This window comes from Sedimenticola sp., from assembly GCF_050289425.1.
In the GTDB taxonomy this organism is placed as follows: Bacteria; Pseudomonadota; Gammaproteobacteria; order Chromatiales; family Chromatiaceae; genus Sedimenticola.
The window spans coordinates 106,006-130,810 of the sequence record NZ_JBNKFS010000004.1 but is presented as its reverse complement, the minus strand read 5'-3'; the positions used below and the strand labels follow the sequence as shown (position 1 = coordinate 130,810).

Sequence of the window (24,805 nt, the reverse complement as noted above, 5' to 3'; positions counted from 1 at the left end):
TAGTGAGACCTTAAGAGTGTACCGGGAATACCGGGACAGTCAGGCGGAGAAGAAGCATGGTTCCCTCTAAACGATTACAGCCGGTTCAACGGATAGCACAATCCAAGGAGAACGATGCCGCGCGCGAACTGGGTGATTCCCAACGTCGTATGCGTGATCAGGAAGCGAAGCTGGGCGATCTCAAACGTTATCATCAGGAGTATCTGGAACGCTTTGAGGTGACGGCCCGCCAGGGTATGTCTGCCAAGCAGATGCAGGAGTACCGGGTATTTCTGGAAAAACTCGATCGGGCCATCAAAGAGCAAGAAAAAGTGGTGCTGGCCAGCAAGAGTGAATGCGTCACACGCAAAGAGCAGTGGCAGCAGAAACATGTGCGAACTCAGGCGTTGGGCAAGGTGATGGATCGCTTTCGTTCCGCCGAGCAGAAAGTGGTGGATAAACGGGAGCAGGATGAATCTGACGACCGCAACCAACGCGGTCCACGTTAGCCACCGTTAAAGATCATTCCTCTTTGAAACCGGGGGGTCTTTTACCGGAAACCAGGTAGGCGAAGGCGATAACTTCCGCAATGGCCCGGTAAAGCGATTCAGGAATTTCGTCTCCCAGAGGGATCTGGGAAAGAATGGCGGCCAGTTGCGGATCGTTTTCCAGTGGCACGCCATGTTCCCGCGCAAGAAGAAATATCTGCTCCGCCAGTTTTCCCTCTCCCTTTGCGGTAATGCGCGGTGTGTTCTCGCCGTCATATAATAGCGCCACGGCCACGTCGGGTGTTTGGTCGTAGGTTTCACTCATGCCCGTTCATCCAGTAGGGGGGAGGGGGAGAGCGGTTGGTCCGGCCGTGTGACGGCACTCCCCTGGCTGGCGGAAAGTTTACCGATTTTCAATCCCGCTTTTAAAAACGCTTCGTACAGTCGCGGCAGTGACTGTTCGATCCGCTTGGCCGCGTCGGCAAACTCGGCAGTAAAGTGACTGGATATTTCGTCATCCAGCAGGCTCAGGCGCGCGCAAACGGGACCGGCGGGTGGGATGTTGAAATTGAGCGTAACCGACCAGCGGTCTTCTGTTTGCTCAGCCTGCCTGGCCTCCCTTTCAAATTTAATCAGAAATTCGTCATGCCCATCTGGATGGGCAATGGGTAACTCAAATTGCCATATCTGTTTGGGACTGTTGTCATCCTGCGGCAGAGAAGCGAGTTGATGCAGTTGAACCCGGGCCAGTGCCCCCTCAGCCTGGTGGTGCAGTTCAGCAAATAAGCGTAATGCCAGGAGTTGCAGGGTTGTCGCCGTATCGCTGTTTTTCCCTGTCGCCATTTCATGTGGGAGATGCGTCGCTGCCAGCATTGTCTGGAGCGACTGCAATGACTGTAACAGTTGCATGAGGTGCTGCTTGAAATCGGTTCCTGTCACTTGTTGGCTGACCAGATGTGGCTCCAGGAACAGTCCGGACTGGTTGAAGGCTTGGCGAATAGCTTCTCCTGTCAACGGTTTGCTGGCTGAAATGGCCTGATTAATCACTTGATTAATCTGCTTGGCCAGCTCCGATACCGAACCGGCTATTTTGCCTTCCGGGGCACGCTTGCCCTGGTTGGTCTGTAAGGCGTTGGCGATGAGCTGTAGGTTCCGCTCCAGGAGCGTGCCGGTTTGCGTCCGCCCGGCGGCAGGGGTAGCCAGTGCGGTAGAAGATGTTGTGGCGGGGGTGATTTCCGGTTGTTGCAGGAGTTGCTCAAACAGGGCTGGCAGTATGTTCTGCCTGTGGGGAATCGGGGTTGCCCCCCCACTGTTTATTGGCGCCGGTTGCAGGGCAGACAGGGATTTTAGGGTGTCGAGTACCTGATTCAGGGGTAATTGCTTGGGGAGGATGTTTTTTAATACCAATGCTTGGGTGATTGAAGGGGTCAACGCTCTGACCACTTTAAATTCAGGTATTTTACCTGCCTTAACGACATTTAGTGCCAATTGTTGACCGATCTCCAGCTTCATCGCGGTTTTAACCGGCACTTTTATGCCACCTATGTTGAGTTGGGCGATGCCTTTCTCAACTTGGGTTTCCACCACGGCCTGAACCATCTGTCCTGGACGCAGTTGCTGAAAGGCATCTGCCCGGGTTTGCTCGATAAAGAGGCGTGGATTGGAAATAGGGTCCGTGATTTGCATGTAATTGTTCGGTATAAATGCCTGATGGTATTTTAGTTTATCGTCCGGCTGGCCGATAGATTGAGCAGGAAATCCGGGGCTGCTCCTCCACCCCGTGTTCGCAAGCCGCTGTGCAGAGACGCAAATGACAGAAACAGAAAACGGTATTGAACCGACCAAAAAGAATCTCTGGTTTATCCGCCGCAATGGCCAGGTAAAAGGGCCTTATCCCTGCGGTACTGTCAGGCGATTTGTCCTCCTGGGCCGGGTAATCATGGAGGATGAGGTAAGTAACGATCGAAAAAACTGGCGTCCGGTATCGGCTGTTCCGGATGTCATTCCGCCTGAGGTTAGGAAGGCGATGGCGGAAGGGAACAGCGACCTGTTGATCGCTTCGCGTATGCGTGAAGACGAGCGAAATGGCCGCGACCGAAGGACCAAAAGCGACGATGAGGAATTTAAAAAACGCCGAAAAGGCGAGCGTCGTGCCGCTGAATTGGAAATTATGCAAAATCACCGCAAGGCCAAAACCGACCTGCTGGAGCGGCGTCAAAAGAAACCCCTGCCGCTGGCCGCCATGGGGGTGGTGGCTGCCCTGGTCCTGGTGGCGATTGGTTTTGGTTTGTATTTGGGTGCCCCCGAATCCATTCCCGATCCCGACTGCCGCAGCAAACCGGCTCCCGGTGTTAATTGGCGGAATTGTAAACTGGATGGTATTCAGTATGAGGCGGCCGATATGGAGCGGGCGCTATTGAACAATAGTTTGATTCGCCGTGCCCGATTGTCCGGCAGTAAGCTTAATGACAGTGATATGCAATACGTCGATCTGTCGGAATCGGACCTCAGTTATACCGAACTGAAGCAGGCGGCCATGAAAGGGGCAACGTTGCGGCAAGCCGACCTCTCCTATGCCGATCTGACCGGAGCCGATCTCAGTTTTGCCGATCTCACCGGCGCCAACCTGGGTGGTGCAAAGTTGCAACAGGTACGCCTGGATAACGCCATTTGGATAAACGGTGCGGTCTGTCTTCCCGGTTCGATGGGTGGCTGTCTGGTCAAAAAATAATCCGTATTGTCTCGCTCACGGAAAAGATTCGGTGGTGTAACGGGATACACGTATCGTATCTGACCAATAGTGGCTGGGTAGTCCGGCTTTTATTTTTAACTGGGCAAGAAATGTCTTCGGGTCCGGCAGTTGTTCCCAGACCGAGGGGAGGAAGGTGCCACGGTGGTGCCCCTCTTGCAGGATCAATCCATCTATGCCGGGTTGTAGCCGTCCGATCAGTTCCGTCTCCGAACCCACGGTCATGGGTTGTGCGGGTGTCAACAGTGAGATGTGGATCGACAGTTGAGGCAATTCATCGGCCGACAGAGCTGGAAAGCGAGGGTCTTCAAACGCAGCAGCAAAGGCATTGGCCGCCACATCGGAGACCATCGGTTGAGTCGCCTCCAGGTGACCGATGCAGCCGCGCAGTTGTCCTTGCATTAACAGTGTGACGAATGAGGCGCGTCGTTTCCGTAGCGGCTCCGTATAGTCAGCAGGATCGACTGTGATGGCTCGACCGTACTGCAAACCATGCTGTATGGAAGCCTTCGCCAGACTCAAAAGGGTCTCACGATCGTTGTCACAGAGCGGTTCGGAGAGTGGGTCAGTTGAAGACATAAGCACCGTATCCGACGACGCGATCATGGGAGCCGGCCGTGTCACCGGAGTTTCGCAGATCAACAGTCCGGCCTGTCAGATGGTGCCGTTTGGCCACCAGCAACAGACCGCTGACCGGGATCCTGCCACAGGCACTGTGGTAGGTGAGGGCTCCCGGCTGCAGGGATTCAATAGCGCGTGAGGTGGCCAGATCCATCTCCGTTGCGGCTTCATAATCCAGGTAGTGACTGAGGTCGGAGCTGATAACAATCAGATTTTCCTGCTCATTCCAGGTTAATTCCAGGATCTCCGCTACCTCCTCGGCATCGGCGTCCCCAACCAGCAACGGCAGAATAGTGAAGGAGTCCAGCGTCTCCTGAAGGAACGGCAGATGGACTTCGACGCTGTGCTCTTCGGCAAATGCTGCGTCGTTTTGATGCAGCTGAGCCAGATGGAGCAGACCCTCCAGCAGCGCTGTATCCACCGGTAGAATACCGAGGGGAGTTTGGAAATGGCTGGCGGAGCTGTAAGCGATACCCCGGAAAGCCACCCGGTGAGCCGGTGCCAACAGTATGACTCGATGAATCTGGTCGGCGGCGTTTTGCAGGCTGGCATAGGCGGTCCCCGCAATCGGGCCTGAATAGATATAGCCCGCATGGGGGGCAATCAGTGCTTTGGGTGGAGTAGGGGATAACGTTTGGGCAGCAGCAATATACCCCTTTACCTGTTGCCGTAGTGTTTCTGCTTCCGCCGGATAAAACAGACCGGCTACGGCGGGTGGTTTGATCGTTTTCATCGATGGGTGTCCTGAAGTCGAATTGCGCTGTTGGAACCGTCACACAGATCTATAATTAAGTGTAGAACATAGCCATTTGACGAGGTAGTGGAATGCCGGCCACGACAACTGATTATCCCACCCAATACTGGCACCGGATCGATGAAAACCGGGTGCAGTGTGATCTCTGTCCGCGCGAGTGCAAGATCAAGGAGGGACAGCAAGGGCTCTGTTTCGTACGCGCCTGTCATGGGGGTGAGGTCGTATTAACCACTTATGGCCGTTCCAGCGGGTTCTGTGTCGACCCGATCGAGAAGAAGCCGTTGAATCACTACCTGCCGGGTACCCCGGTCTTTTCATTCGGGACGGCCGGTTGCAACCTGAGCTGCCGATTTTGTCAAAACTGGGATATGAGCAAATCCCGCGAAATGGACACATTGGCTGACAGCGCGTCCCCGGCAGCCATTGCGGATCGGGCTAGCCAACTTGGTTGCCGCAGTGTCGCGTTTACCTATAACGATCCGGTGATCTTCATGGAGTACGCGGTGGATACCGCCATCGCCTGCCATGACCGGGGTATCAAGACGGTTGCGGTGACGGCTGGCTATATTTCACCCGAGCCGAGGGTGGAGTTCTTTAAGCATATGGATGCTGCCAACGTGGATCTTAAGTCGTTCAGTGACAAGTTTTACCATAAGCTGACCGGTGCCCATCTGCAGCCGGTTCTGGATACCCTGGTCTATCTGAAAGAGCAGACAAACGTCTGGTTTGAACTGACCACGCTGCTGATTCCCGGAGAGAATGACAGCGATGAAGAGTTGACCCAGATGAGTCGTTGGGTGGTGGCCAATCTCGGTCCTGACGTGCCCATGCATTTCTCCGCCTTCCATCCGGACTGGAAAATGATGGATCATCCGCCAACTCCGCCCGCAACACTCTCCCGGGCGCGACAGATCGCCTTGAGTAATGGTGTGCACTATGCCTATACCGGTAATGTGCATGACGCGGCTGGGGGCAGTACTTGGTGTACCGGTTGCGGTAAGTTGCTCATCGAGCGCGACTGGTATGAGCTGGGAGAGTGGCATCTGACGGCGGATGGCCATTGTGCCTACTGTGGGCAGGCTTGTCCCGGTGTCTTCGAAGCGACACCCGGTAACTGGGGTGCGAGACGGCAGCCTGTTCGTATGAACGGTTAGTCAGGACACGGCCTTTTCTACCATCAAGAAGTAACTTGCATTACTCATCTAGCTCAGCCATCAGAAAAAATATTAGCCGCGAATGAACGCGAATAATGTCATTTCGTGAATGATATATCGCTGATTCCGTAGGGTAGGGTACCAATCATCTTAGGACCAGCATCCGTTCCGGTTACGTGCCGGGTTAAATACGGGGTAACTTGTTGCTTTTTTTATACCTATTTGCGTGTATTCGCGTTCATTCGTGGCTTAATAAATAGTGTTCGATCATAGCTGGGTTTGGTGGGTGATCAGAAAAAGTGAAAATCCTGTCCCCCCCTGGGCATTTGGCGTCGACTCGGAAAAGGGATGCCTTGCGGTATTCGTACAGGATTACCGCTTCACGGAACGAGACAGGATTTAAGCTGGATAGGTAGCCCAGGTTCCGGGATAATGCCCGCTTTTTAGCGAGACGATTCCAGCATGTGGTTCAAGAATCTGCAGATTTTCAAGCTCCTCACCCCCTTCGAACTGACTCCCGAAGCCTTGCATGATCAACTGATGGCGCGGGCGGCAAAGGGGTGTGGCAGCCTCGAACTCTCCTCATTCGGATGGCAACCGCCGCTGGGACGAGGTGCAGAACTGCTGACCCATGCGGCGAATGGCTGCATTATGATCTGCGCCCGGCGGGAAGAGCGTGTGTTACCGTCGTCGGTGGTACGTGAAATGCTGGCCGAGAAAGTCGCCTCGATCGAAGAGACGGAAGCGAGAAAGGTACGCCGTAAGGAGCAGGAAGAGATCAAGGATGAGTTGATTCATGATCTGTTGCCCCGCGCTTTTGTCAAATCATCCAGTCACTACGCTTATATCGATACCCGCGACAATTGGCTGGTAGTGGATGCTTCCAGCAGCAAGCGGGCGGAGGAGCTGGTGAGCCTGTTGCGCGAGACGCTGGGCACCCTGCCGGCCAAACCGCTTGAAGTGGCCCAATCGCCGGCAGCGATCATGACCGCCTGGTTGGAGGGCACTGCTGACGCCGCCGAGTTCTTGATTCAGGATGAATGTGAGCTGCGCGATACGGTGGAAGAGGGTGGCATCATCCGCTGCAAACGGCAGGATCTGGAGGGGGATGAGATGCGCACCCACCTGGATGCCGGCAAGCAAGTAGTTAAATTGGCTCTGGAGTGGGGAGAGCGCCTGGGCTTCGTTCTGGTCGATGATATGTCGATCAAGCGCTTGAAATTTCTTGATCTGATCCTGGAAGAGGCAGCCGCTGCGGAATCTGAGGATGCGGCCACCCGTTTCGACGTGGATTTTGCCCTGATGAGTCTTGAGCTTCGCCGCTTTGTCGCCCGGCTGGTGGAGGTGTTTGGCGGGCTGGCAGAATCTGAAGGAAGGTAAGGCTATAAGATGAGCAGGATGTGTTGAGCATGATGACGCACGGTTGGTGACCACCGGTGCGTACCAGGTTGCTCAACACATCCTGCCCAATTGTTGTCGGTCGGTTTCCCGTTTGGGGTCAGGGCAGTGTGACCGGTTGCGGCGGCTGCCAGCCATCTGCCCGGTGTTCGGCTACGACCGTGGTATAGATGCCGCCCCGTACATTGAAGTCTGCTGTTAGACGCATGAAGCGGGGTTGGGTGGCTGCCACCAAGTCATCCAGGATCCGGTTGGTGACCGCTTCATGGAAGGCGCCTTCATCGCGGAATGACCAGGCGTACAGTTTCAACGACTTTAACTCGACGCAGAGTTTGTCGGCAATATACTCGATGGTGAGCTCGGCGAAGTCGGGCTGGCCGGTTTTGGGGCAGAGGCAGGTGAATTCCGGTACTTCGATACGGATGGTGTAGTCCCTGTCCGGTTGGGGATTCGGGAAGGTTTCCAGGGTCTTGCTGGGTTGACTTGGCATGTTCGATTGTTCTCGATCTGTGGAGGAAATTCGGCGATTATACGGGAGTTGTGGGCAGGCCTGAAGTGAGGGCTTTTAGATGTCTAAAAAATATTAACTATTACAATTAATTATAGTTAATAAACAACAAGTTAAATAATATTTCTAATGTAAAATAACATGACTTGGTTCACTTGTAACCAGGCCTGTCTATCTGTATGTTACCGAGTCTATGCGCTTAGAAAAAATCAAACTGGCCGGTTTTAAATCTTTTGTCGATCCGACAACGGTGCATATGCCGAGCAATCTGGTCGGCATTGTCGGGCCCAACGGTTGCGGCAAATCCAATGTGATCGATGCGGTTCGTTGGGTAATGGGTGAGAGTTCAGCCAAAATGCTCCGCGGTGAATCGATGGCGGACGTGATCTTCAACGGCTCTACCGGGCGCAAGCCGGTCGGTACCGCCAGTATCGAACTGGTATTCGATAACAGCGATGGAACGGCTGGTGGACAGTACGCCCAGTACTCCACCATTTCGGTCAAGCGCCAGGTTTCCAGAGACGGTCAATCCAACTATTTCATGAATGGGGTGCGTTGTCGTCGACGCGACATCACCGACCTGTTCCTCGGTACCGGACTGGGTCCGCGCAGCTACTCCATCATCGAGCAGGGCATGATTTCACGCCTGATTGAAGCCAGACCGGAGGATCTTCGTGCCTTCCTGGAAGAGGCGGCGGGCATCTCCAAGTACAAAGAGCGGCGCCGGGATACCGAAAACAGGATTCGCCGTACCAAGGAGAATCTGGATCGGCTGAACGATCTGCGGGAAGAGATCGCCAAACAGTTGCAGCACCTGCAGCGCCAGGCCAACACCGCCGAGCGTTATAAGGAGTACAAAGAGCAAGAGCGCAGGTTGCAGGCCGAGCTGTTGGCTTTGCGCTGGCGGGGTATGGATGATGATATCAAACGCCGCGATCTGGAGATTCTGGAGAAAGAGACCGATCTTGAAGCGGCTATCGCCAAACAGCGTCGCTTGGAAGCGGATATCGAGCGCGATCGCGACGGTCATGCCGAAGCCAACGACAATTTCAATGAAGTGCAGGGACGATTCTATGCAGTGGGGAGCGAGATAGCCCGACTTGAGCAGTCGATTCAATATGCTAAGGAGAGCCGCGCGCAATTTGAACATGACCTGCACCAGACCGAGCAAGCCTGGCAAGAGTCGACCGACCATCGCCAACAGGATGAAGCACGGCTGCAAGAGCTCAACGCTAGCCTGCAACAGCAGGAACCCCTGTTGGAGGAAGCGCGGGAGATTGAACTGGAATCGGCGGAGAAATTGGCCGATGCCGAACAGGCGATGCAAAGTTGGCAAAATGAGTGGGAACGCTTCAACCACCAGGCGGCCGAACCGGCCCAAACGGCCCAGGTGGAACGTACACGAATCAACCATTTGGACGACAAAAGCAACCAGACCCAGAAGCGTCTTGAACGGTTCATGGAGGAGCTGGAGCGGCTGAATGACCAGCAACTGCTGGACAGTATCCAGGCGTTGGAGATGCAGGAGCAGGAGCGTGAGGAGCAATCCGCGTTACTGCAGGAGCGTCTGGCCAAGACGACCGATCGCATTACCCAGATTCGCCAGGAAAATCAGCAGACGGGGCAGCAGTTGGATGAGGCGCGCGCAACGCTGCAAACCGCGCGTGGCCGCTTTGCCTCCCTGGAAGCGCTGCAGCAGGCGGCATTGGGGAAACAGGAGCATGCGGTTACCGAATGGCTTGAAGCCCAGGGTCTGGGTAAAGCCGCCCGCCTGGCCGAGAAGATCGAAGTGGAATCCGGTTGGCAGCGTGCCGTAGAAACCGTGTTGGGCTTTCATCTGCAGTCGGTATGCAGTGACGGATTGCAGGCGTTGGCGGAAGGGTTGGAGACGTTTGAAAACGGCACCTTATCCCTGTTTGATACCAGCGTCGCCGGAGACACGCCATCCGGCCCCGCCGATGACCTGTTGAACAAAGTCCGATCCCCCTGGTCGTTGTCCGGTCTGCTGGACAGTGTCCGGACGGCAGACGATCTTGATCAAGCCTATGCCCTGCGCGATACCCTCAAGCACGGCGAATCGGTGATTACCCCGGAGGGAATCTGGCTGGGCCGCAACTGGCTGCGCCTGAGCCGGGGTGAAGATGAAAGTGCCGGCGTGTTGGCGCGCGAACAAGAGATTCGTGAATTGGGTGAGCGCATCGCCCAGTTGGAAGAACAAACCGAGCAGGCCGCCGAGGCGCTGGCCGCGGGACGGGAGCAACTGCACGCCGCCGAGCAGGAGAGAGAACAGGCCCAGAAACAGCTCAATGAGGTGAATCGCGGGCTGTCTGAACTCCGCTCCCAACTGACCGGCAAACGAACCCGGGCCGAGCACCTGAAACACCGTGGCGAAACCATCCAGCGCGAGATGGATGAGTTGCGCCAGCAGGCTGAAGCGGACAGGGAGGAGTTGGAGATGTCCCGAAGCCGTCTGCATGCCGCCCTGGCCGATATGGAGACCCTGGGTGAGCGAAGGGAGCTACTGGTACAACAGCGTGAAACCCTGAGCCAGGCGCTGAATGAGATGCGTGAAGCATCCAGCCAACAACGCAATCAAGCTCATGCCATCGCGCTGCAGATCGAATCCATGCGCAGTTCACACGCCTCGCTGACCCAGAGCTTGGAACGTATGCAGGGGCAGTTGGCTCACCTCACGGATCGACGGGATGAGTTGAAGCTTGCCCTGGAAGAGGGGCAGGAGCCGCTGCTTGAAAAGGGCGAAGCGCTTGAGCAGCAACTGGCGCTAAGGGTTGAGGTGGAGGCGGAGTTGGCCAAGGCCCGGGCGACGCTGGAAGAGATCGATACCCGTGTCAGACGCCTGGAGCAGGAGCGATCCGCCAGCGAGCAGGAGGTGATGCGGCAACGCACAGCGATGGATCAGGCGCGGATGAGCCGGCAGGAAGTGTTGATTCGCTGTAAAACCGTGGAAGAGCAGCTCAAGGAGAGTGGATTCAATCGCGATCAATTGTTTCTGGAGCTATCCGGCGAAGCGACCGTTGACACCTGGCATCAGCAGGTGGAACAGATGGATGCCCGCATCCGTCGTCTCGGCCCGATCAATCTGGCCGCTATCGACGAATATCAGGAGCAGTCCGAGCGGATGAAATACCTGGATGCCCAGCATGCCGATGTGACGGAATCACTGGAGACGTTGGAGAACGCTATCCGCAAGATTGACCGGGAGACGCGAACCCGCTTCAAAGAGACCTTCGACAAGGTGAATAACGGACTGCAGGAGAAGTTTCCCCGCCTGTTCGGTGGTGGACACGCCTACTTGCAACTGACCGGGGAAGATCTGCTGGATACTGGCGTGACCGTCATGGCAAGACCGCCCGGCAAGCGCAATTCCAGTATTCACCTCTTATCGGGCGGTGAAAAGGCGCTCACGGCGGTCGCCCTGGTATTCGCTATTTTTGAACTGAATCCGGCACCGTTCTGTATGCTGGATGAGGTGGATGCGCCCCTGGATGACGCCAATGTCGGACGTTTCTGTGAGCTGGTGAAATCCATGTCGGAACGGGTGCAGTTTATTTTCATTAGTCACAACAAGATCACCATGGAGATCGCCAACCAGCTGACCGGTGTCACCATGCATGAACCCGGTGTATCCCGTCTGGTTTCGGTGGATATCTCGGAGGCGGCTGAGCTGGCGGCGATGTAGTGACGCTTTGTTGTGAAAAAACGTACAAAAAAGATTGGCAGCGCAGTACTATCCACTACACGCTACTCACACGAGTGAATCAGTAACAGAATGGATGCCGATATACTTCGACTGATCTTGTTTCTTGCCGGTGTGGGCCTGATTCTGGGGATCTACTTCTGGGATCGCCACAAGCAGGTCAACGCCCGGGTGCACGCCATACGCAAGGCGCAACTGGAAGATCCGGCCTCAGACTTGGCGCCAGATGAGGCGCGGAGTGAGCGTATCGACCCTAAGTGGAGTCGCGTGAGCGACACCGACGATGCGCCTGAACCGCCTTTGGTACACCCCCCCATCGATGATGTATTGGCTTCGGATGATCTGGAAGCGGAGCTGCAGCGGCTCGACAGCGTGGCGCACGCATCGGTTATCGACGATTCGCCGGTCGAGGTGCATCAGGAGTCTTTCTCATTCACCGCCGATGACCCGGATGATGAACTGGACCCGCTGGTACAGGAAGGGTTGCCGGGACTCATCCTGCAAATCAACGTGGTGGCGGCCAAAGGGAATACCTTTACCGGTGAGCAGATTCTGCGGGTGGCCCAGGATGTCGAACTGGAGCACGGCGATATGAATATCTTTCACCGCTATGCGGCAGACGATCCTAAGTCGCGGGTGGTGTTCAGCATGGCGAGCATGATGGAGCCGGGTATCTTTCCGCTGGACCAGATGAGCGAATTCAGCACTCCCGGCTTGGTGCTGTTTGGGCAACTGCCCGGACCCAAGGATGGATTGGCTGCCTTTTCCGATATGCTGTTTACTGCCGAGCGCCTGGCGGCGCTGCTGGATGGCGAGCTGCAGGACGAGACCCACAGCGTGCTCAGTAAACAGACCATCGAACATATCCGTGGACGAATCCTGGAACACCGCCGACAAGTACAACTGGCCCTCAGTAAACGATGAGCACACCCTCTGCGATTTCACAGCGCGCGGCTGAACTGCGCGAGCAACTCAATCTGCATAATTATCGCTACTACGTCTTGGATGACCCGCTGATCCCGGATAGCGATTATGACCGGCTGCTGCGCGAGCTGCAGACGCTGGAGCAGCAGTATCCGGTACTGGTTACCCCCGAATCACCCACACAGCGGGTCGGCGCCCAGCCGCTGGATGGATTTGGCGAGGTGCAGCACCGGATACCCATGTTATCGCTGGATAACGCCTTTACCGACGAGGAGATGCGGGAGTTTGATCGCCGTGTTAAGGAGCGTCTCGGCGCTACCGGGGACGTGGTCTACACCGCGGAACCCAAACTCGATGGACTGGCCATCAGCTTACGCTACGAAGCGGGCCTGTTGGTTCAGGCAGCGACTCGTGGCGACGGTGCCCGTGGGGAAGATGTCACCCATAATGTACGAACCATCCCCTCCGTCCCGCTAAAACTGATGGGTGAGGATTGGCCCGCGGTGCTGGAAGTGCGTGGCGAAATCTACATGCCCCTGGCCGGTTTTGAGCAGCTGAATGAACGGGCAAGGGAGAAGGGGGAAAAGGGTTTTGCCAATCCCCGCAATGCCGCAGCCGGTAGTTTGCGGCAGCTCGACTCCAGGATTACCGCCCAGCGGCCGCTGGCCATGTACTGCTATGGATTTGGAGAGATCTCTAGCGGTCCCCTGGGCGCCACACAAAGTGAAAGCATCCGACGCCTAGCCGATTGGGGATTAAGGATCTCTCCAGAAATGCGTACCGTCGAAGGCGTATCCGGCTGCCTGGACTACTACCGACAGATAGGAGAACGGCGCGCCTCCCTGGATTACGAGATCGACGGGGTGGTGTTCAAGGTGGATAGCCTGGCGCAGCAGCAGAGTTTGGGTTTCGTCTCCCGCGCACCGCGTTGGGCGATCGCCCAGAAATTCCCCGCCCAAGAGGAGATGACGCGTCTCGTGGCGATCGACGTTCAGGTGGGTCGAACAGGGGCGTTAACACCGGTGGCCAGGCTGGAGCCGGTCAACGTAGCGGGTGTAACGGTCACCAATGCCACCCTGCATAACGAAGATGAGATCAGGCGTAAGGACATTTGGGTGGGCGATACGGTGATCATTCGCCGGGCCGGAGATGTGATTCCCCAGGTCGTGCGCGCCATTCCGGAGCAGCGTCCGTCTGACGCCCAGCCATTCAAGATGCCGGAGCAGTGCCCGGCCTGCGGCGCCGACGTAATCCGTGATGCGGATGAGGCGGTGGTGCGCTGTAGCGGTGGGCTGTTCTGCCCGGCACAACGGCGTCAGGCGATCAAGCACTTCGCCTCCAGACGGGCCATGGATATCGAGGGACTGGGGGATAAGCTGGTCGATCAGTTGGTCAGCCTCGATATGGTGGAGACGCCGGCCGACCTGTTCCGCCTCCGGTTGGATGCCCTGGAGAAGATGGAAAGGATGGGTAAAAAATCGGCCGAAAATCTGCTTGATGCCTTGGAAAAGAGCAAACAGACCACGCTGGGACGTTTCCTGTTTGCGCTGGGCATTCGTGAAGTGGGGGAGACGACTGCCCAGTCACTGGCGAATTATTATGGCGACCTGGAGCCGGTGATGCAGGCCGATAGCGATTCACTGCAGCAGGTACCGGATGTGGGGCCGGTGGTAGCCGAGCATGTGTTCACCTTTTTCCGACAGGCGCACAATCAGGAGGTGATTAGGGCGCTGATGGAGGCGGGGGTGCGTTGGGAGCCCATCGCCATACCGGATGCCGACAGCCAGATCCTGGCTGGCAAGGTATTTGTCATCACCGGCACGTTGAGCCGGCCGCGAGAGGATATCAAGCAACAGCTGATTGCCCTGGGTGCCAAGGTGACCGGCAGTGTCTCGAAAAAGACCGATTACCTGGTTGCCGGCGCCGAGGCGGGCTCTAAACTGACCAAGGCCGAGTCACTGGGTATTACGATTCTGGACGAGACCGGACTCAATCGATTGCTGGAGCAGTAGAACTCTCTGATTTGTTTCGGGCCGAGAGAGCGGTTCCTGATCAGGTCCCGTTGGTGACAATCAATCTAACTCATTGTTTCTTATTGTGGTTTAGTATTTACATACGGTCTATTTAAGACTAAGCTGTGCGGCCTTTTCCTCCCTTGTTCATATTCTGGAGACTCCATTGAGTTCAGCCGATAATCTGATTTTCCATGTCCGTCCAGGGGGCTGCCTGACCGGCAACCTGCGAGTGCCGGGGGATAAATCGATCTCACACCGCTCCATCATGCTCGGTTCGCTGGCCGAGGGCACAACGCATATCAGAGGATTTCTGGAGGGTGAGGATAGTCTGGCGACGTTACAGGCGTTTCGCGAGCTGGGCGTAGATATCGAAGGGCCCGCTGACGGTGAAGTCACTATTCAGGGTGTCGGTATGCATGGGCTGAAAGCCCCGGCGGGGGTTCTGGATCTCGGCAATTCCGGTACCTCCATGCGTCTGTTGGTAGGGTTGTTGGCTGGGCAGGGTCTGGCATTGACGCTGGTCGGTGACCGTTCGCTCTCAGGGCGTCCGATGCGTCGGGTGACCGATCCCTTGGCGGCTATGGGTGCCCGGGTGGAGACCACCGAGCAGGGGACCGCCCCCCTGAAGATCCAACCGGTTGAGGAATTGACGGCTATCGATTATCGACTACCGGTGGCTAGCGCCCAGATCAAGTCATGCCTGTTGTTGGCCGGACTCTATGCCAGCGGCACGACCCGGATCACCGAACCGGCGCCGACCCGGGACCACACCGAACGTATGTTGAGCGGGTTTGGTTATCCGGTTGTCAAAGAGGGCGCAACGGTCTCCCTGAACGGCGGGGGGAAATTGACTGCCTGCGATATCGATATCCCGGCAGATATCTCTTCCGCGGCTTTTTTCCTGGTGGGGGCGACGATAGCTTCCGGTTCGGATCTGCTGCTGAAGCATGTGGGGATCAATCCGACCCGTGACGGCGTGATTAATATCCTGCGCTTGATGGGGGCGGATATCGAAATTCTGAACCGCCAGGATGTGGGAGGCGAACCGGTCGCCGATCTGCGCGTGCGCGCCGCCCGACTGCGGGGAATAGCGATACCGGTGGATCAGGTGCCTCTGGCTATCGATGAATTTCCCGCACTGTTCGTGGCGGCTGCCTGTGCCGAGGGTACAACCGTTCTGACCGGTGCCGAAGAGCTGCGTGTCAAGGAGAGTGATCGAATCCAGGTGATGGCCGACGGCCTGCAGGCTTTGGGCGTGGATGCAACACCGACACCGGACGGTATCGTAATTCAGGGCGGCCCCATACGGGGTGGCCGGGTTGGCAGCCACGGTGATCACCGCATCGCCATGGCCTTCGCTATGGCCGCCTTGCGGGCGGAGGGCGAAATAGTGATCGATGACTGCAGTAACGTGAACACCTCTTTTCCCGGATTTGTCGCCCTGGCTGCCTCGGCTGGCCTGGCGATCGAAAGTAAAAAGGAGAATTAAATGGCGCCTGTAGTCACCATTGATGGGCCGAGTGGATCGGGTAAGGGAACGATTGCCAGCCGTTTGGCGGCCATCTTGGGGTGGCGTTGTCTCGATAGCGGGGCCCTTTACCGACTGCTCGGCTACTCGGCACAACGGGCCGATGTTGATCTGGATGATGCATCCCGACTGGCCCAACTGGCCCTCAGTATGGATATCGAGTTCAAAGAGGGGGCCGTCCTGCTTGATGGCGAAGATGTCAGCCTGGCGATCCGCACCGAGCAAGCCGGTAATGCCGCCTCCAAGGTGGCGGCCCTGCCCGCGGTTCGCGAGGCGCTGATGGCCTGGCAAAGGGCCTGCGCCGTTGAACCGGGGCTAGTGGCTGATGGACGGGATATGGGGAGCGTGGTTTTCCCCCAGGCGGATGTAAAGATATTTCTCGATGCCAGCGCTGAAGAACGTGCCCAACGACGATATAAGCAGTTGATAGAGAAGGGTTTAAGTGCTAACCTACCGAGTCTGATTGCGGAGATTCGAGAACGGGATGATCGGGATCGAAACCGCAGTGTAGCGCCACTGAAAGCCCCTGATGGGGCTCTGATTGTGGATTCAACGGCACTCTCTATTGATGAAGTGCTGGAGCGGGTCTTGGATAGGGTTTACCAAACCTTCCCTGATCTCGCGTAACTGGTGGCCCGATACCGGGCTGTTTTTTTAACTTCAACCCGCGTCGACCGAGATGTAATCAGGTCGATACAATAATCGGTTCGCCGATTAGGATTATTAACCCATGACCGAAAGCTTTGCTGAACTTTTTGAAGAGAGCGTCGCGCAAACTCAGCTGCGCACCGGTGCCATCATCGTTGGTACCGTACTGGAAATCACCAATGACGCCGTTATCGTTAATGCTGGACTGAAATCTGAAGGCGTAATTCCCAAGAATCAGTTTTTAAACCAGTCCGGAGAGGTAGAAGTCTCTGTTGGTGATCAGGTCGAGGTAGCTCTCGATGCTGTTGAAGATGGATTCGGTGCGACCCGTCTGTCACGTGAAAAGGCTAAGCGCCATCACGCGTGGAAGGTTCTCGAGACTGCATTTGAGGCAGAAGAAAATGTAACCGGCCGTATCAACGGCAAGGTTAAAGGCGGATTCACCGTTGAGCTGGGTGAGATCCGTGCGTTCCTCCCAGGATCCCTGGTTGATGTGCGTCCGGTTCGTGATACCACCTATCTCGAAGGCAAGGACCTGGAATTCAAGGTCATCAAACTGGATCAGCGTCGCAACAACGTTGTCGTGTCGCGTCGTGCGGTTGTGGAGACCGAGTACAGCGCCGAGCGTGAAGCGCTGCTGGAAAGTCTGCAGGAAGGTATCGAAATCAAGGGTATCGTCAAGAATCTCACCGATTACGGTGCATTCGTTGACCTGGGCGGTATCGATGGTCTGCTGCATATCACCGATATGGCCTGGAAGCGCGTCAAGCACCCGTCTGAGGTGGTTGAGATCGGCGAAGAGATTTCTGTCAAAGTGCTCAAATTTGACCGCGACAAACAGCGTGTCTCGCTGGGCCTGAAACAGATGGGTGACGATCCTTGGGCAAACCTGGCGCGCCGTTATCCGGAAAATACCCGTCTCTTCGGTAAGGTCACCAATCTGGCTGACTACGGCTGTTTTGTCGAGATCGAAGAGGGTGTCGAGGGTCTGGTACACGTCTCTGAAATGGATTGGACCAACAAGAACATCCATCCGTCCAAACTGGTTCAGCTGGGTGACGAAGTTGAAGTCATGGTGCTGGATATCGACGAAGAACGTCGTCGTATCTCCCTGGGCATGAAACAGTGCAAAAACAACCCCTGGGAAGAGTTTGCCGAGACCCATAAAAAGGGTGACCACGTCACTGGCAAGATCAAGTCGATCACCGATTTCGGTGTGTTTATCGGCCTGGACGGCGGTATAGACGGCCTGGTTCACCTCTCCGATATCTCTTGGGATGAGGCCGGTGAAGAGGGCGTACGTGATTACAAGAAGGGTCAGGAACTGGAGACGGTAGTACTCTCTGTCGATCCGGAACGTGAGCGTATCTCTCTGGGCATTAAGCAGCTCGACAAAGATCCCTTCTCGGCCTATTTGGCAAACAACGCTAAAGGCGATATCGTCAAAGGCGTAATTAAGGAAGTGGATAAGCGCGGCGCTGTTGTGACCCTGGCTGAGGGTATTGAAGGCTACATCCGTGGTTCTGAAATCTCCAGGGAACGTGTAGAAGATGCACGTTCAGAGCTGAAAGAAGGTGATGAAGTCGAAGCCCGCTTCCTGGGTGTGGACCGCAAGAACCGCACCATTACGCTCTCTATTAAGGCAAAAGATTTTGCCGAAGAGCAGGCAGCGATCAAGTCCTACTCCAGTGCACCGACAGGTACCGCCACCCTTGGCGATATGCTGAAGGCACAGATGGACGAAGCATCCAAGAAGTGATCCGTTGCGGTAAACGCAGTTGATCTAGGTAAGCCGGAACCCTGTTTTGGGGTTCCGGCCTAATCAAGGGGATTCAAAAAGAATGACAAAATCTGAATTGATTGACGTCATCGCAAAAGAACAAAGCCACCTTGCATACCGTGACGTGGAGTTGGCAGTCAAATGCATGCTTGAGCAGATGAGTCAAACCCTGGCCTCTGGGGAACGGATTGAGATTCGGGGTTTTGGTAGCTTCTCACTTCATTTTCGCCCGCCAAGACAAGGACGCAATCCAAAAACCGGAGCGTCTGTGGCACTGGCAGGAAAATATGTTCCGCATTTCAAGCCGGGCAAGGAACTGCGTGAGCGGGTAAACGAAAGTGCCGCCAGCGGCTCTAAGATTACCGGCTGAGTATTTCGCGAACCTCGCATTCTTTAATCTGGAAGCACGCTTCCAGATTAAATGATTGCTCGATATTTGGCGGTCCTGAAATCAGGGTAATGGGATTCCACGTCTCTGTTTGCTAGCCATCGTGGATTTCCGGCTGTCTCTTCTTGCTGTGGGATGGCAACAGCCGATAGGCGGTCTGCATATGCTGTCCGATACAGGATGGCTCGCCAGTCCTGCAATTTTCCCCAGCGCAATATAATCAAAGGGCAAAAGTTACGGCGCGCTTTTTGGTTATAGTTCTGTAGCCAAAAAATAACCAAACAGATTTTGCAATCTGTTTGGTTCCGGTTTTACTTCCATCCATCGTCCTGTCGTCACTACAAACTGCGGTCCACTGCTGTCTCATAAACTCCCTCTCCCCGAGGGAGACGACTACAGGGATGTAGTCGGTTGGCTGCGTCGGGAACATGTAGCCCAGGGTTGGGGTGAGGGGATGAATATAGATAACCGTTTGGTTTTATTACCCCTCATCCTGTCCTTCTCCCTGAGGGAGAAGGAACGCCTTAAGCAGGCATGGACATGTCGTCAATAATCGTGAAATTACAAACGTCACATGATTACAACTACTTGCATTCATGCAAGACAATTTTTAATGGGCAGCAGTGACTGTGATCCTAGATAGGTAGTCTATGAGTTGGGCGTAGTCGTTCTGAAACCGAATAGGACAAACTGTACTTTTGTAAAAACGTAAAATATTGGCGTAATGGGCTTGGGTTCACGGACCCCATCATACATCCTCTATGGCCGCATGGTTCGGGCCATAAATAGCAGGGAAGCTCAACGTTGACACATCAGCTATCCGGTGTGTCCAGAGGTTGATGAGTGATATGGCTATCAAGCCCTATACCGAGACAGCCATGGCCAATAGATAGACCGAAGTTACGACGGCAACGGATACCAGATGGAGTCTGGATTCGGATCGTGACGGCTTTTTTCTTGGATGGCATGCCATCAAACTGGGGATTAAGTTACGAACCTGGTCTTGCATGATATAGCCGCTATTGTATTTCATGATCATTACCTAACGATTTGATATTTAAGTAAATATTTTCTACTTTCCCAGTAGATGTCTTACGCTAGGACAGTCCGTTGTTCTCTAATGGTTCTACTCTATCACGCATAGAACAAAAAGAGAACTATTATTTGTTACGTCAAGTTAAACCGCTAACCAGCGATTTATCTATCGCCAGCCGGTGGTTAATCGCATCATCTTAGGAAATGAGTAAACCTGTGGATCCGATCTGGCAGCTTCTGCTCACTCTCCTATATAATCGATGACAAGTTTTGGTGGATAAAAGCGGTACTATGCAAAACATGACTGTTGAGGCCTGCATCGAGGCAATCTGTAATAAAGGTTGTCAGGAAGTGAGACGCGAAATTGAGCTGTTGGAAAATGGCGAGGTGTTGCCTGAGCTGTCACACCTGAGTCGTACGGCCCTACAGTCGGTATTGATAGAGCTAAAATCCATTATGTCTGTGTATGGCGATAGTTGTCGCGTGTAAGGTGGCCTCCATCTTCGTTTTCGCCAGCAGTCAGAAACCCCATAAATTGACACCATTAATGCTGATGTAAGCCGAACCGGTTTGGTCCGGCTTTTTTTATCCATGGAAGGATTTATGCCGAGGAGCGCAGGGATGCGCGAGAACGGCTTTATCCATGGAAGGATTTATGCCGAGGAGCGCAGCGATGCCGAGAAACGGCATCGCTGCCTGTTCACTATTTTACGTAACCGAGATAAACGTTCGAATGCAGAAGATAATTAACCAGATTGCGGATGAATTAAGCGTAGCCATGCCCCAGGTGTTGGCAGCGGTGGGGTTGTTGGATGAAGGGGCTACCGTACCGTTCATATCACGTTACAGAAAAGAAAAGACCGGCGGACTGGATGACGCGCAGTTGAGAAATCTGGAAGAGAGGCTTGGTTATCTTCGCGAGCTCGAAGATCGGCGACGCACCGTTCTTGATAGCATACGGGAGCAGGGCAAGTTGACCGAGGCACTTGAGCGGGACATTAATAGCGCCGACACCAAAACGCGTTTGGAAGATCTTTATCTGCCTTATCGTCCCAAGAGACGTACCAAAGCACAGATTGCACGGGAAGCCGGGCTCGAACCTTTGGCCCAGGCCCTGCTTACCGACCCGACGTTGGACCCCCAGCTTGAAGCGGCGAAGTATTTGAACGAAGAGGCCGGTTTTTCAGATGAAAAGGCGGTGCTTGATGGAGCGCGGCAAATATTGATGGAGACCTTTGCCGAGAATGCCGAGCTACTGGGCAAACTGCGTAACTATCTCTGGGATCAGGGTGTTCTCAAATCACAAGTGGCCAAGGGGAAAGAACAGGAGGCGGCCAAGTTCAAAGACTATTTTGACTATGCCGAACCGATTCGTCAGGTACCCTCTCACCGGGCTCTGGCACTGTTTCGTGGACGTAATGAAGGTCTGTTGAATCTGGAATTGGTGGTGGATGAAGCGATCTCCGGCACATCACCCTGTGAAATGACCATCGCACGTCAGGTGGGTGTAGAGAATCAAGGCCGTGCTGCGGACAACTGGCTGCAGGAATGTGTGCGCTGGGCGTGGCGAGTCAAGATATTCAGCCATCTGGATCTGGAATTGAAAATGCGCCTGCGCGAGGCGGCGGAAGAGGAGGCAATCAAGGTATTTGGCCATAATCTGCACGATCTGTTGTTGGCGGCGCCCGCCGGCAACTTGCCGATTCTCGGTCTGGATCCCGGTTTGCGCACCGGGGTAAAGGTAGCCGTGGTGGATGCCACGGGGAAAGTGCTGGATACGGCAACCATTTACCCACATGCCCCGAAGAACCAATGGGATGCTTCTATCGCCGCGTTGGCGGCACTGGCGCAACGGCATGCGGTACGCCTGGTTGCCATCGGTAATGGCACGGCCTCACGGGAGACCGACCGCTTGGTAAGCGATCTGACAAAGCGCCATCCCGAACTGAAGCTGCAAAAGGTGATGGTGAGTGAGGCGGGCGCCTCGGTCTATTCTGCTTCCGAACTGGCCTCGGCAGAATTGCCCGAGCTGGATGTGACGCTACGCGGCGCTGTTTCCATTGCACGCCGGCTGCAGGATCCGTTGGCGGAACTGGTGAAGATTGAACCGAAAGCGATCGGAGTCGGGCAGTATCAGCACGACGTCAACCAGACCCGCCTGGCGCGACAGCTGGATAATGTGGTGGAAGATTGTGTTAACTCGGTCGGTGTCGATATCAATACCGCTTCGCCGGCACTGCTTGGCCAAGTCTCCGGATTAAATAAAACGCTGGCGGAAAATATCGTCGTCTATCGGAATGAACACGGTGCCTTCAAGGATCGTCGCCTGTTGTTGAAGGTACCCAGATTGGGTGAAAAGAGTTTTGAACAGGCGGCCGGTTTTTTACGGATTAGTGGCGGAGATAATCCGCTGGATGCCTCGTCAGTACATCCTGAAGCCTACCCGGTGGTTGAACGAATTTTGCAGAAGGCGGGGCGCCGCATCCAGGAAATCATCGGGGATAAGGCATTTCTCCGTACGCTTAAGCCGGAGCAATTCACCGACGAGAAATTTGGTGTACCCACTGTCACCGATATTATCTCCGAGTTGGAAAAACCGGGACGCGATCCGCGTGGGCAGTTTGAAACGGCCAGCTTCAAAGAGGGCATTGAAACCCTGTCAGATCTAAAACCGGATATGGTGTTGGAAGGCGTTGTCACCAACGTGACCAATTTTGGCGCCTTTATCGATATCGGCGTCCATCAGGATGGATTGGTCCATATATCCGCCATGTCCGACAAATTTATCAAAGACCCCCGCGAAGTGGTTAAAACCGGTGATCTGGTGAAGGTTAAGGTCATGGAAGTGGATATAGCGAGAAAACGTATCGGCCTGAGCATGCGTTTGTCTGATCAAAGTGATAAGGTAAATCAAGACAAAGGCGGGAATAATACTGCCAAAGACAAGCGTACCCCTTCAAAACAGAAAAAAGGCGGTCGCCAACAATCCCCCGCTAATGCCGCGGCGAGTGGGGCCATGGCTGCCGCTTTCAGCAACGCTTTCAAAAAAAGGGGATAGCACAGCGGTATCCCAAAAAATAATTAAACGGTGTGTATACTTAGTCGGTATCCCGTGCCACTAAGTTTTTATCGAGGTGTATAAAGAAGTTGCGAGTAGCACTGAGAATAGAGGTGACGTCAGCGAAAGGTGTGCAGGAAGGGGTGCCGGCCTTGCTGCGCTTGCTGGATGAGCATCAAGTAAAGGCTTCATTTTTTGTCAGTCTTGGGCCTGACTATTCACTTTATCCGTTAAGTGATCATATCCCACGGATTATTCGACGTCGGCTGCCCGTCTCCTATACCAGTAACCGCTGCCGGGATGAACTGTTGGCGGTGGCAAATGCCGGACATGACGTCGGTATCTCCGCCTACACCCCGGTCGAGTGGAAACAGGATGTGGCTTTCCAGTCGGCACCATGGACACATCAGGAACTGCTCCGCGCCGCTGACGCTTTTGATAGACTATTTGGTCATGCACCGCGCTATTTCGCTGCAAAAGGGTGGCAGGTCAATTCCCATTTGTTGGCGGAGGAGGAGGCCATGGGCTTTGAATTTGCGTCCGATGTGCGCGGCCAGCATATCTTCCTACCGGAGCTTCAGGGTACGCGCTCACAATGTCCGCAGATACCCACTACACTACCCACGTTGGATGAGCTGTTAAAAGAGAAAGAGGTCAATTACGACAATCTACACCAATTCCTTTATGCAGCTTGCCAGCGAATCCTGCCGAATGGAGAAGTGTTCAGCCTGACAGCAGAACGTGAAGGTGGCGAGCTGCTGCCGGTCTTTGAACGCTTGTTGGTGATGTGGAAGGGTGGACAATGGGAGATACGCGCCATGAGTGAGCTATTCAGACGGATCGGCGATACCACGCTGAAACGCCACCAAATCGGTTGGGGAGTACCTGATGGTTGCGCACAGCATGTGGCGATACAGAGCACACCTGTAGAATAGACTTTTCAAATTCCTTCAAACAATCGAGCCAAGACCGCTAGCACTGATTGATAAATAAGAAGCGAGGAGGGCAGATGAAGTTAGAGTCCCGGATCAAAAACAGCGAGCTCAAAGAGCTGATTTACGTAGCACCTTCCAAGATTCATGGCACCGGTGTCTTCGCCCGACAAGCATTGGCTGAAGGCGAGTACATCGGTACCTACCACGGACCAGTCGCCAAACGAAACGGCACTTACGTATTGTGGGTTTATGAAGCCGATGATGAAGAGAGTGCTATAGGGCGCAGCGGGAAAAACCTGCTGCGTTATCTGAATCATCGATCCCCGGGGAATGCAGAATTCAACGGATTCGACCTTTACGCCAGAGCATCCATTTGTGTGGATGAAGAAATCACCTTCGATTATGAAGCTGAATAGCTTGTAGCCAGGTGATAGTTGTTACAAGGTTTAATGATACCGTCTCATCTGGCCTACAAGAATGCCCTGGATCTGCACCTGATTAGGTTCATAGGTCATCGGTGACATATTGGCATTGGCAGGGTGCAGGATCACACAATCCGGTTTTTGTTCTATACGTTTCAGGGTGGCATCGCTTCCATCCACCAAGGCAACGACTATTTCGCCATTCCGCGCATGATCACGCTGCTCAATGATGATTTGGTCGCCATCGAGAATGCCCTCTTCAATCATGGAGTCCCCCTTTACCTGCAGGACATAGCAAGGTCGCTGAGTATGTAAAAAATCGGGTACTTGGACGGTTTCATGCTGCTCCACGGCCTCAATCGGTCGGCCGGCAGCGATATATCCCAGAAACGGCAACCCCTCTGTTTCATCTTGTCCCTGTCCTGTGAGACGAATACCCCTTCTACGGTTATTCATCGGTTCAATCAATCCGGCGTCGATCAGGGCCTGGATCTGTTTATGCAGTGAGCCTTTGGAGCTGAGGCCGAGCGCGGTACAGAGTTCATCCAGCGTGGGGGGATGGGAGAATTTGTCCAGATTGGCTTGCAAATAATCGTATATTTCCTGCTGTCTGCGCGTTAAGTGATCAATCATGCGGCACCCTCTGTTCTATTATCGTTCTATAATAGCCAAACGAGAACAAAAAGGAAACAGTGGGTTGTAA

Annotated in this window: 23 protein-coding genes; 16 read left to right on the top strand and 7 right to left on the bottom strand. The window is 54.6% G+C overall.

All coding sequences use genetic code 11. The features are described from left to right. Positions 1-56: 56 nt before the first annotated feature. The gene (fliJ, locus tag ACQY5R_RS03965; protein ID WP_428604790.1) at positions 57-488 is read left to right on the top strand and encodes a flagellar export protein FliJ; all 432 of its coding nucleotides are present in this window, start codon (positions 57-59) and stop codon (positions 486-488) included. A 13-nt stretch (positions 489-501) separates the two neighbouring features. Here fliJ and ACQY5R_RS03960 read toward each other — a convergent pair whose 3' ends face one another. Together ACQY5R_RS03960 and ACQY5R_RS03955 are read right to left on the bottom strand one after the other, a co-directional pair. Then, entirely contained in the window at positions 502-792 is a 291-nt protein-coding gene (locus ACQY5R_RS03960) for an EscU/YscU/HrcU family type III secretion system export apparatus switch protein (protein WP_428604788.1), read from the bottom strand. Further along, positions 789-2,153: a flagellar hook-length control protein FliK gene (locus ACQY5R_RS03955; RefSeq protein ID WP_428604785.1), complete on the bottom strand. Its 1,365-nt coding sequence runs from the start codon at positions 2,151-2,153 to the stop codon at positions 789-791. The genes ACQY5R_RS03960 and ACQY5R_RS03955 overlap by 4 nt, the downstream gene beginning before the upstream one ends. Positions 2,154-2,277: 124 nt before the next feature. Here ACQY5R_RS03955 and ACQY5R_RS03950 point away from each other — a divergent pair, with 124 nt between their 5' ends. Next, a complete protein-coding gene (locus ACQY5R_RS03950; RefSeq protein WP_428604782.1) occupies positions 2,278-3,198 on the top strand; it encodes a pentapeptide repeat-containing protein in 921 nt (306 codons plus the stop codon). 15 nt (positions 3,199-3,213) lie between these two features. Here ACQY5R_RS03950 and amrA read toward each other — a convergent pair whose 3' ends face one another. Continuing rightward, complete coding sequence (amrA, locus tag ACQY5R_RS03945; RefSeq protein ID WP_428604779.1) at positions 3,214-3,795, bottom strand: AmmeMemoRadiSam system protein A; 582 nt, start codon at positions 3,793-3,795, stop codon at positions 3,214-3,216. Then, positions 3,782-4,570 carry an AmmeMemoRadiSam system protein B gene (amrB, locus tag ACQY5R_RS03940; RefSeq protein WP_428604777.1) on the bottom strand — a complete coding sequence of 263 codons (789 nt, stop codon included), beginning with the start codon at positions 4,568-4,570 and terminating at the stop codon, positions 3,782-3,784. Before amrB ends, amrA begins: the two co-directional genes overlap by 14 nt. Before the next feature lie 92 nt (positions 4,571-4,662). Between amrB and amrS the strand changes: the two genes are divergently transcribed. Then, positions 4,663-5,745: an AmmeMemoRadiSam system radical SAM enzyme gene (gene amrS, locus ACQY5R_RS03935; protein WP_428604775.1), complete on the top strand. Its 1,083-nt coding sequence runs from the start codon at positions 4,663-4,665 to the stop codon at positions 5,743-5,745. Positions 5,746-6,207: 462 nt separating this feature from the next. Further along, a complete protein-coding gene (rdgC, locus tag ACQY5R_RS03930; protein WP_428604773.1) occupies positions 6,208-7,125 on the top strand; it encodes a recombination-associated protein RdgC in 918 nt (305 codons plus the stop codon). A 118-nt stretch (positions 7,126-7,243) separates the two neighbouring features. Here rdgC and queF read toward each other — a convergent pair whose 3' ends face one another. Further along, positions 7,244-7,633: a preQ(1) synthase gene (gene queF, locus ACQY5R_RS03925; RefSeq protein ID WP_428604771.1), complete on the bottom strand. Its 390-nt coding sequence runs from the start codon at positions 7,631-7,633 to the stop codon at positions 7,244-7,246. Between the two features lie 211 nt (positions 7,634-7,844). On the opposite strand from queF, the gene smc reads away from it, so the two are divergent. The 7 genes from smc to ihfB all read left to right on the top strand — a co-directional run bounded on the left by smc (position 7,845) and on the right by ihfB (position 18,634). Next, complete coding sequence (gene smc / locus ACQY5R_RS03920) at positions 7,845-11,351, top strand: chromosome segregation protein SMC (RefSeq protein WP_428604769.1); 3,507 nt, start codon at positions 7,845-7,847, stop codon at positions 11,349-11,351. Positions 11,352-11,441: 90 nt separating this feature from the next. Next, positions 11,442-12,293 (top strand): cell division protein ZipA, encoded by an 852-nt coding sequence (zipA, locus tag ACQY5R_RS03915; protein WP_428604766.1) that lies wholly within the window; start codon positions 11,442-11,444, stop codon positions 12,291-12,293. After that, the gene (gene ligA / locus ACQY5R_RS03910) at positions 12,290-14,305 is read left to right on the top strand and encodes an NAD-dependent DNA ligase LigA (RefSeq protein ID WP_428604764.1); all 2,016 of its coding nucleotides are present in this window, start codon (positions 12,290-12,292) and stop codon (positions 14,303-14,305) included. The genes zipA and ligA overlap by 4 nt, the downstream gene beginning before the upstream one ends. Positions 14,306-14,471: 166 nt before the next feature. Then, entirely contained in the window at positions 14,472-15,797 is a 1,326-nt protein-coding gene (gene aroA / locus ACQY5R_RS03905) for a 3-phosphoshikimate 1-carboxyvinyltransferase (RefSeq protein ID WP_428604762.1), read from the top strand. Then, a complete protein-coding gene (gene cmk / locus ACQY5R_RS03900) occupies positions 15,798-16,463 on the top strand; it encodes a (d)CMP kinase (RefSeq protein ID WP_428604759.1) in 666 nt (221 codons plus the stop codon). A gap of 103 nt (positions 16,464-16,566) precedes the next feature. Next, positions 16,567-18,243, top strand: a complete 1,677-nt coding sequence (gene rpsA, locus ACQY5R_RS03895) for a 30S ribosomal protein S1 (RefSeq protein WP_428604756.1) — start codon at positions 16,567-16,569, stop codon at positions 18,241-18,243. Positions 18,244-18,325: 82 nt separating this feature from the next. Then, positions 18,326-18,634 (top strand): integration host factor subunit beta, encoded by a 309-nt coding sequence (ihfB, locus tag ACQY5R_RS03890; RefSeq protein WP_029133775.1) that lies wholly within the window; start codon positions 18,326-18,328, stop codon positions 18,632-18,634. An 880-nt stretch (positions 18,635-19,514) separates the two neighbouring features. Here ihfB and ACQY5R_RS03885 read toward each other — a convergent pair. Continuing rightward, entirely contained in the window at positions 19,515-19,685 is a 171-nt protein-coding gene (locus ACQY5R_RS03885; protein WP_428604752.1) for a hypothetical protein, read from the bottom strand. A 293-nt stretch (positions 19,686-19,978) separates the two neighbouring features. Here ACQY5R_RS03885 and ACQY5R_RS03880 point away from each other — a divergent pair, with 293 nt between their 5' ends. The 5 genes from ACQY5R_RS03880 (at position 19,979) to ACQY5R_RS03860 (ending at position 24,096) form a co-directional block, all read left to right on the top strand. Then, the gene (locus ACQY5R_RS03880; RefSeq protein ID WP_428604749.1) at positions 19,979-20,176 is read left to right on the top strand and encodes a hypothetical protein; all 198 of its coding nucleotides are present in this window, start codon (positions 19,979-19,981) and stop codon (positions 20,174-20,176) included. 114 nt (positions 20,177-20,290) lie between these two features. Beyond that, positions 20,291-20,437 carry a hypothetical protein gene (locus ACQY5R_RS03875; RefSeq protein WP_428604746.1) on the top strand — a complete coding sequence of 49 codons (147 nt, stop codon included), beginning with the start codon at positions 20,291-20,293 and terminating at the stop codon, positions 20,435-20,437. Beyond that, entirely contained in the window at positions 20,421-22,745 is a 2,325-nt protein-coding gene (locus tag ACQY5R_RS03870) for a Tex family protein (RefSeq protein WP_428604744.1), read from the top strand. The genes ACQY5R_RS03875 and ACQY5R_RS03870 overlap by 17 nt, the downstream gene beginning before the upstream one ends. Before the next feature lie 113 nt (positions 22,746-22,858). Then, entirely contained in the window at positions 22,859-23,680 is an 822-nt protein-coding gene (locus ACQY5R_RS03865; protein ID WP_428604741.1) for a polysaccharide deacetylase family protein, read from the top strand. A gap of 74 nt (positions 23,681-23,754) precedes the next feature. Further along, positions 23,755-24,096 (top strand): SET domain-containing protein, encoded by a 342-nt coding sequence (locus ACQY5R_RS03860; RefSeq protein ID WP_428604739.1) that lies wholly within the window; start codon positions 23,755-23,757, stop codon positions 24,094-24,096. A gap of 30 nt (positions 24,097-24,126) precedes the next feature. Here the strand turns inward: ACQY5R_RS03860 and lexA are convergent, their stop codons facing one another. Next, positions 24,127-24,732 (bottom strand): transcriptional repressor LexA, encoded by a 606-nt coding sequence (gene lexA, locus ACQY5R_RS03855; protein WP_428604982.1) that lies wholly within the window; start codon positions 24,730-24,732, stop codon positions 24,127-24,129. Positions 24,733-24,805: the final 73 nt, after the last annotated feature.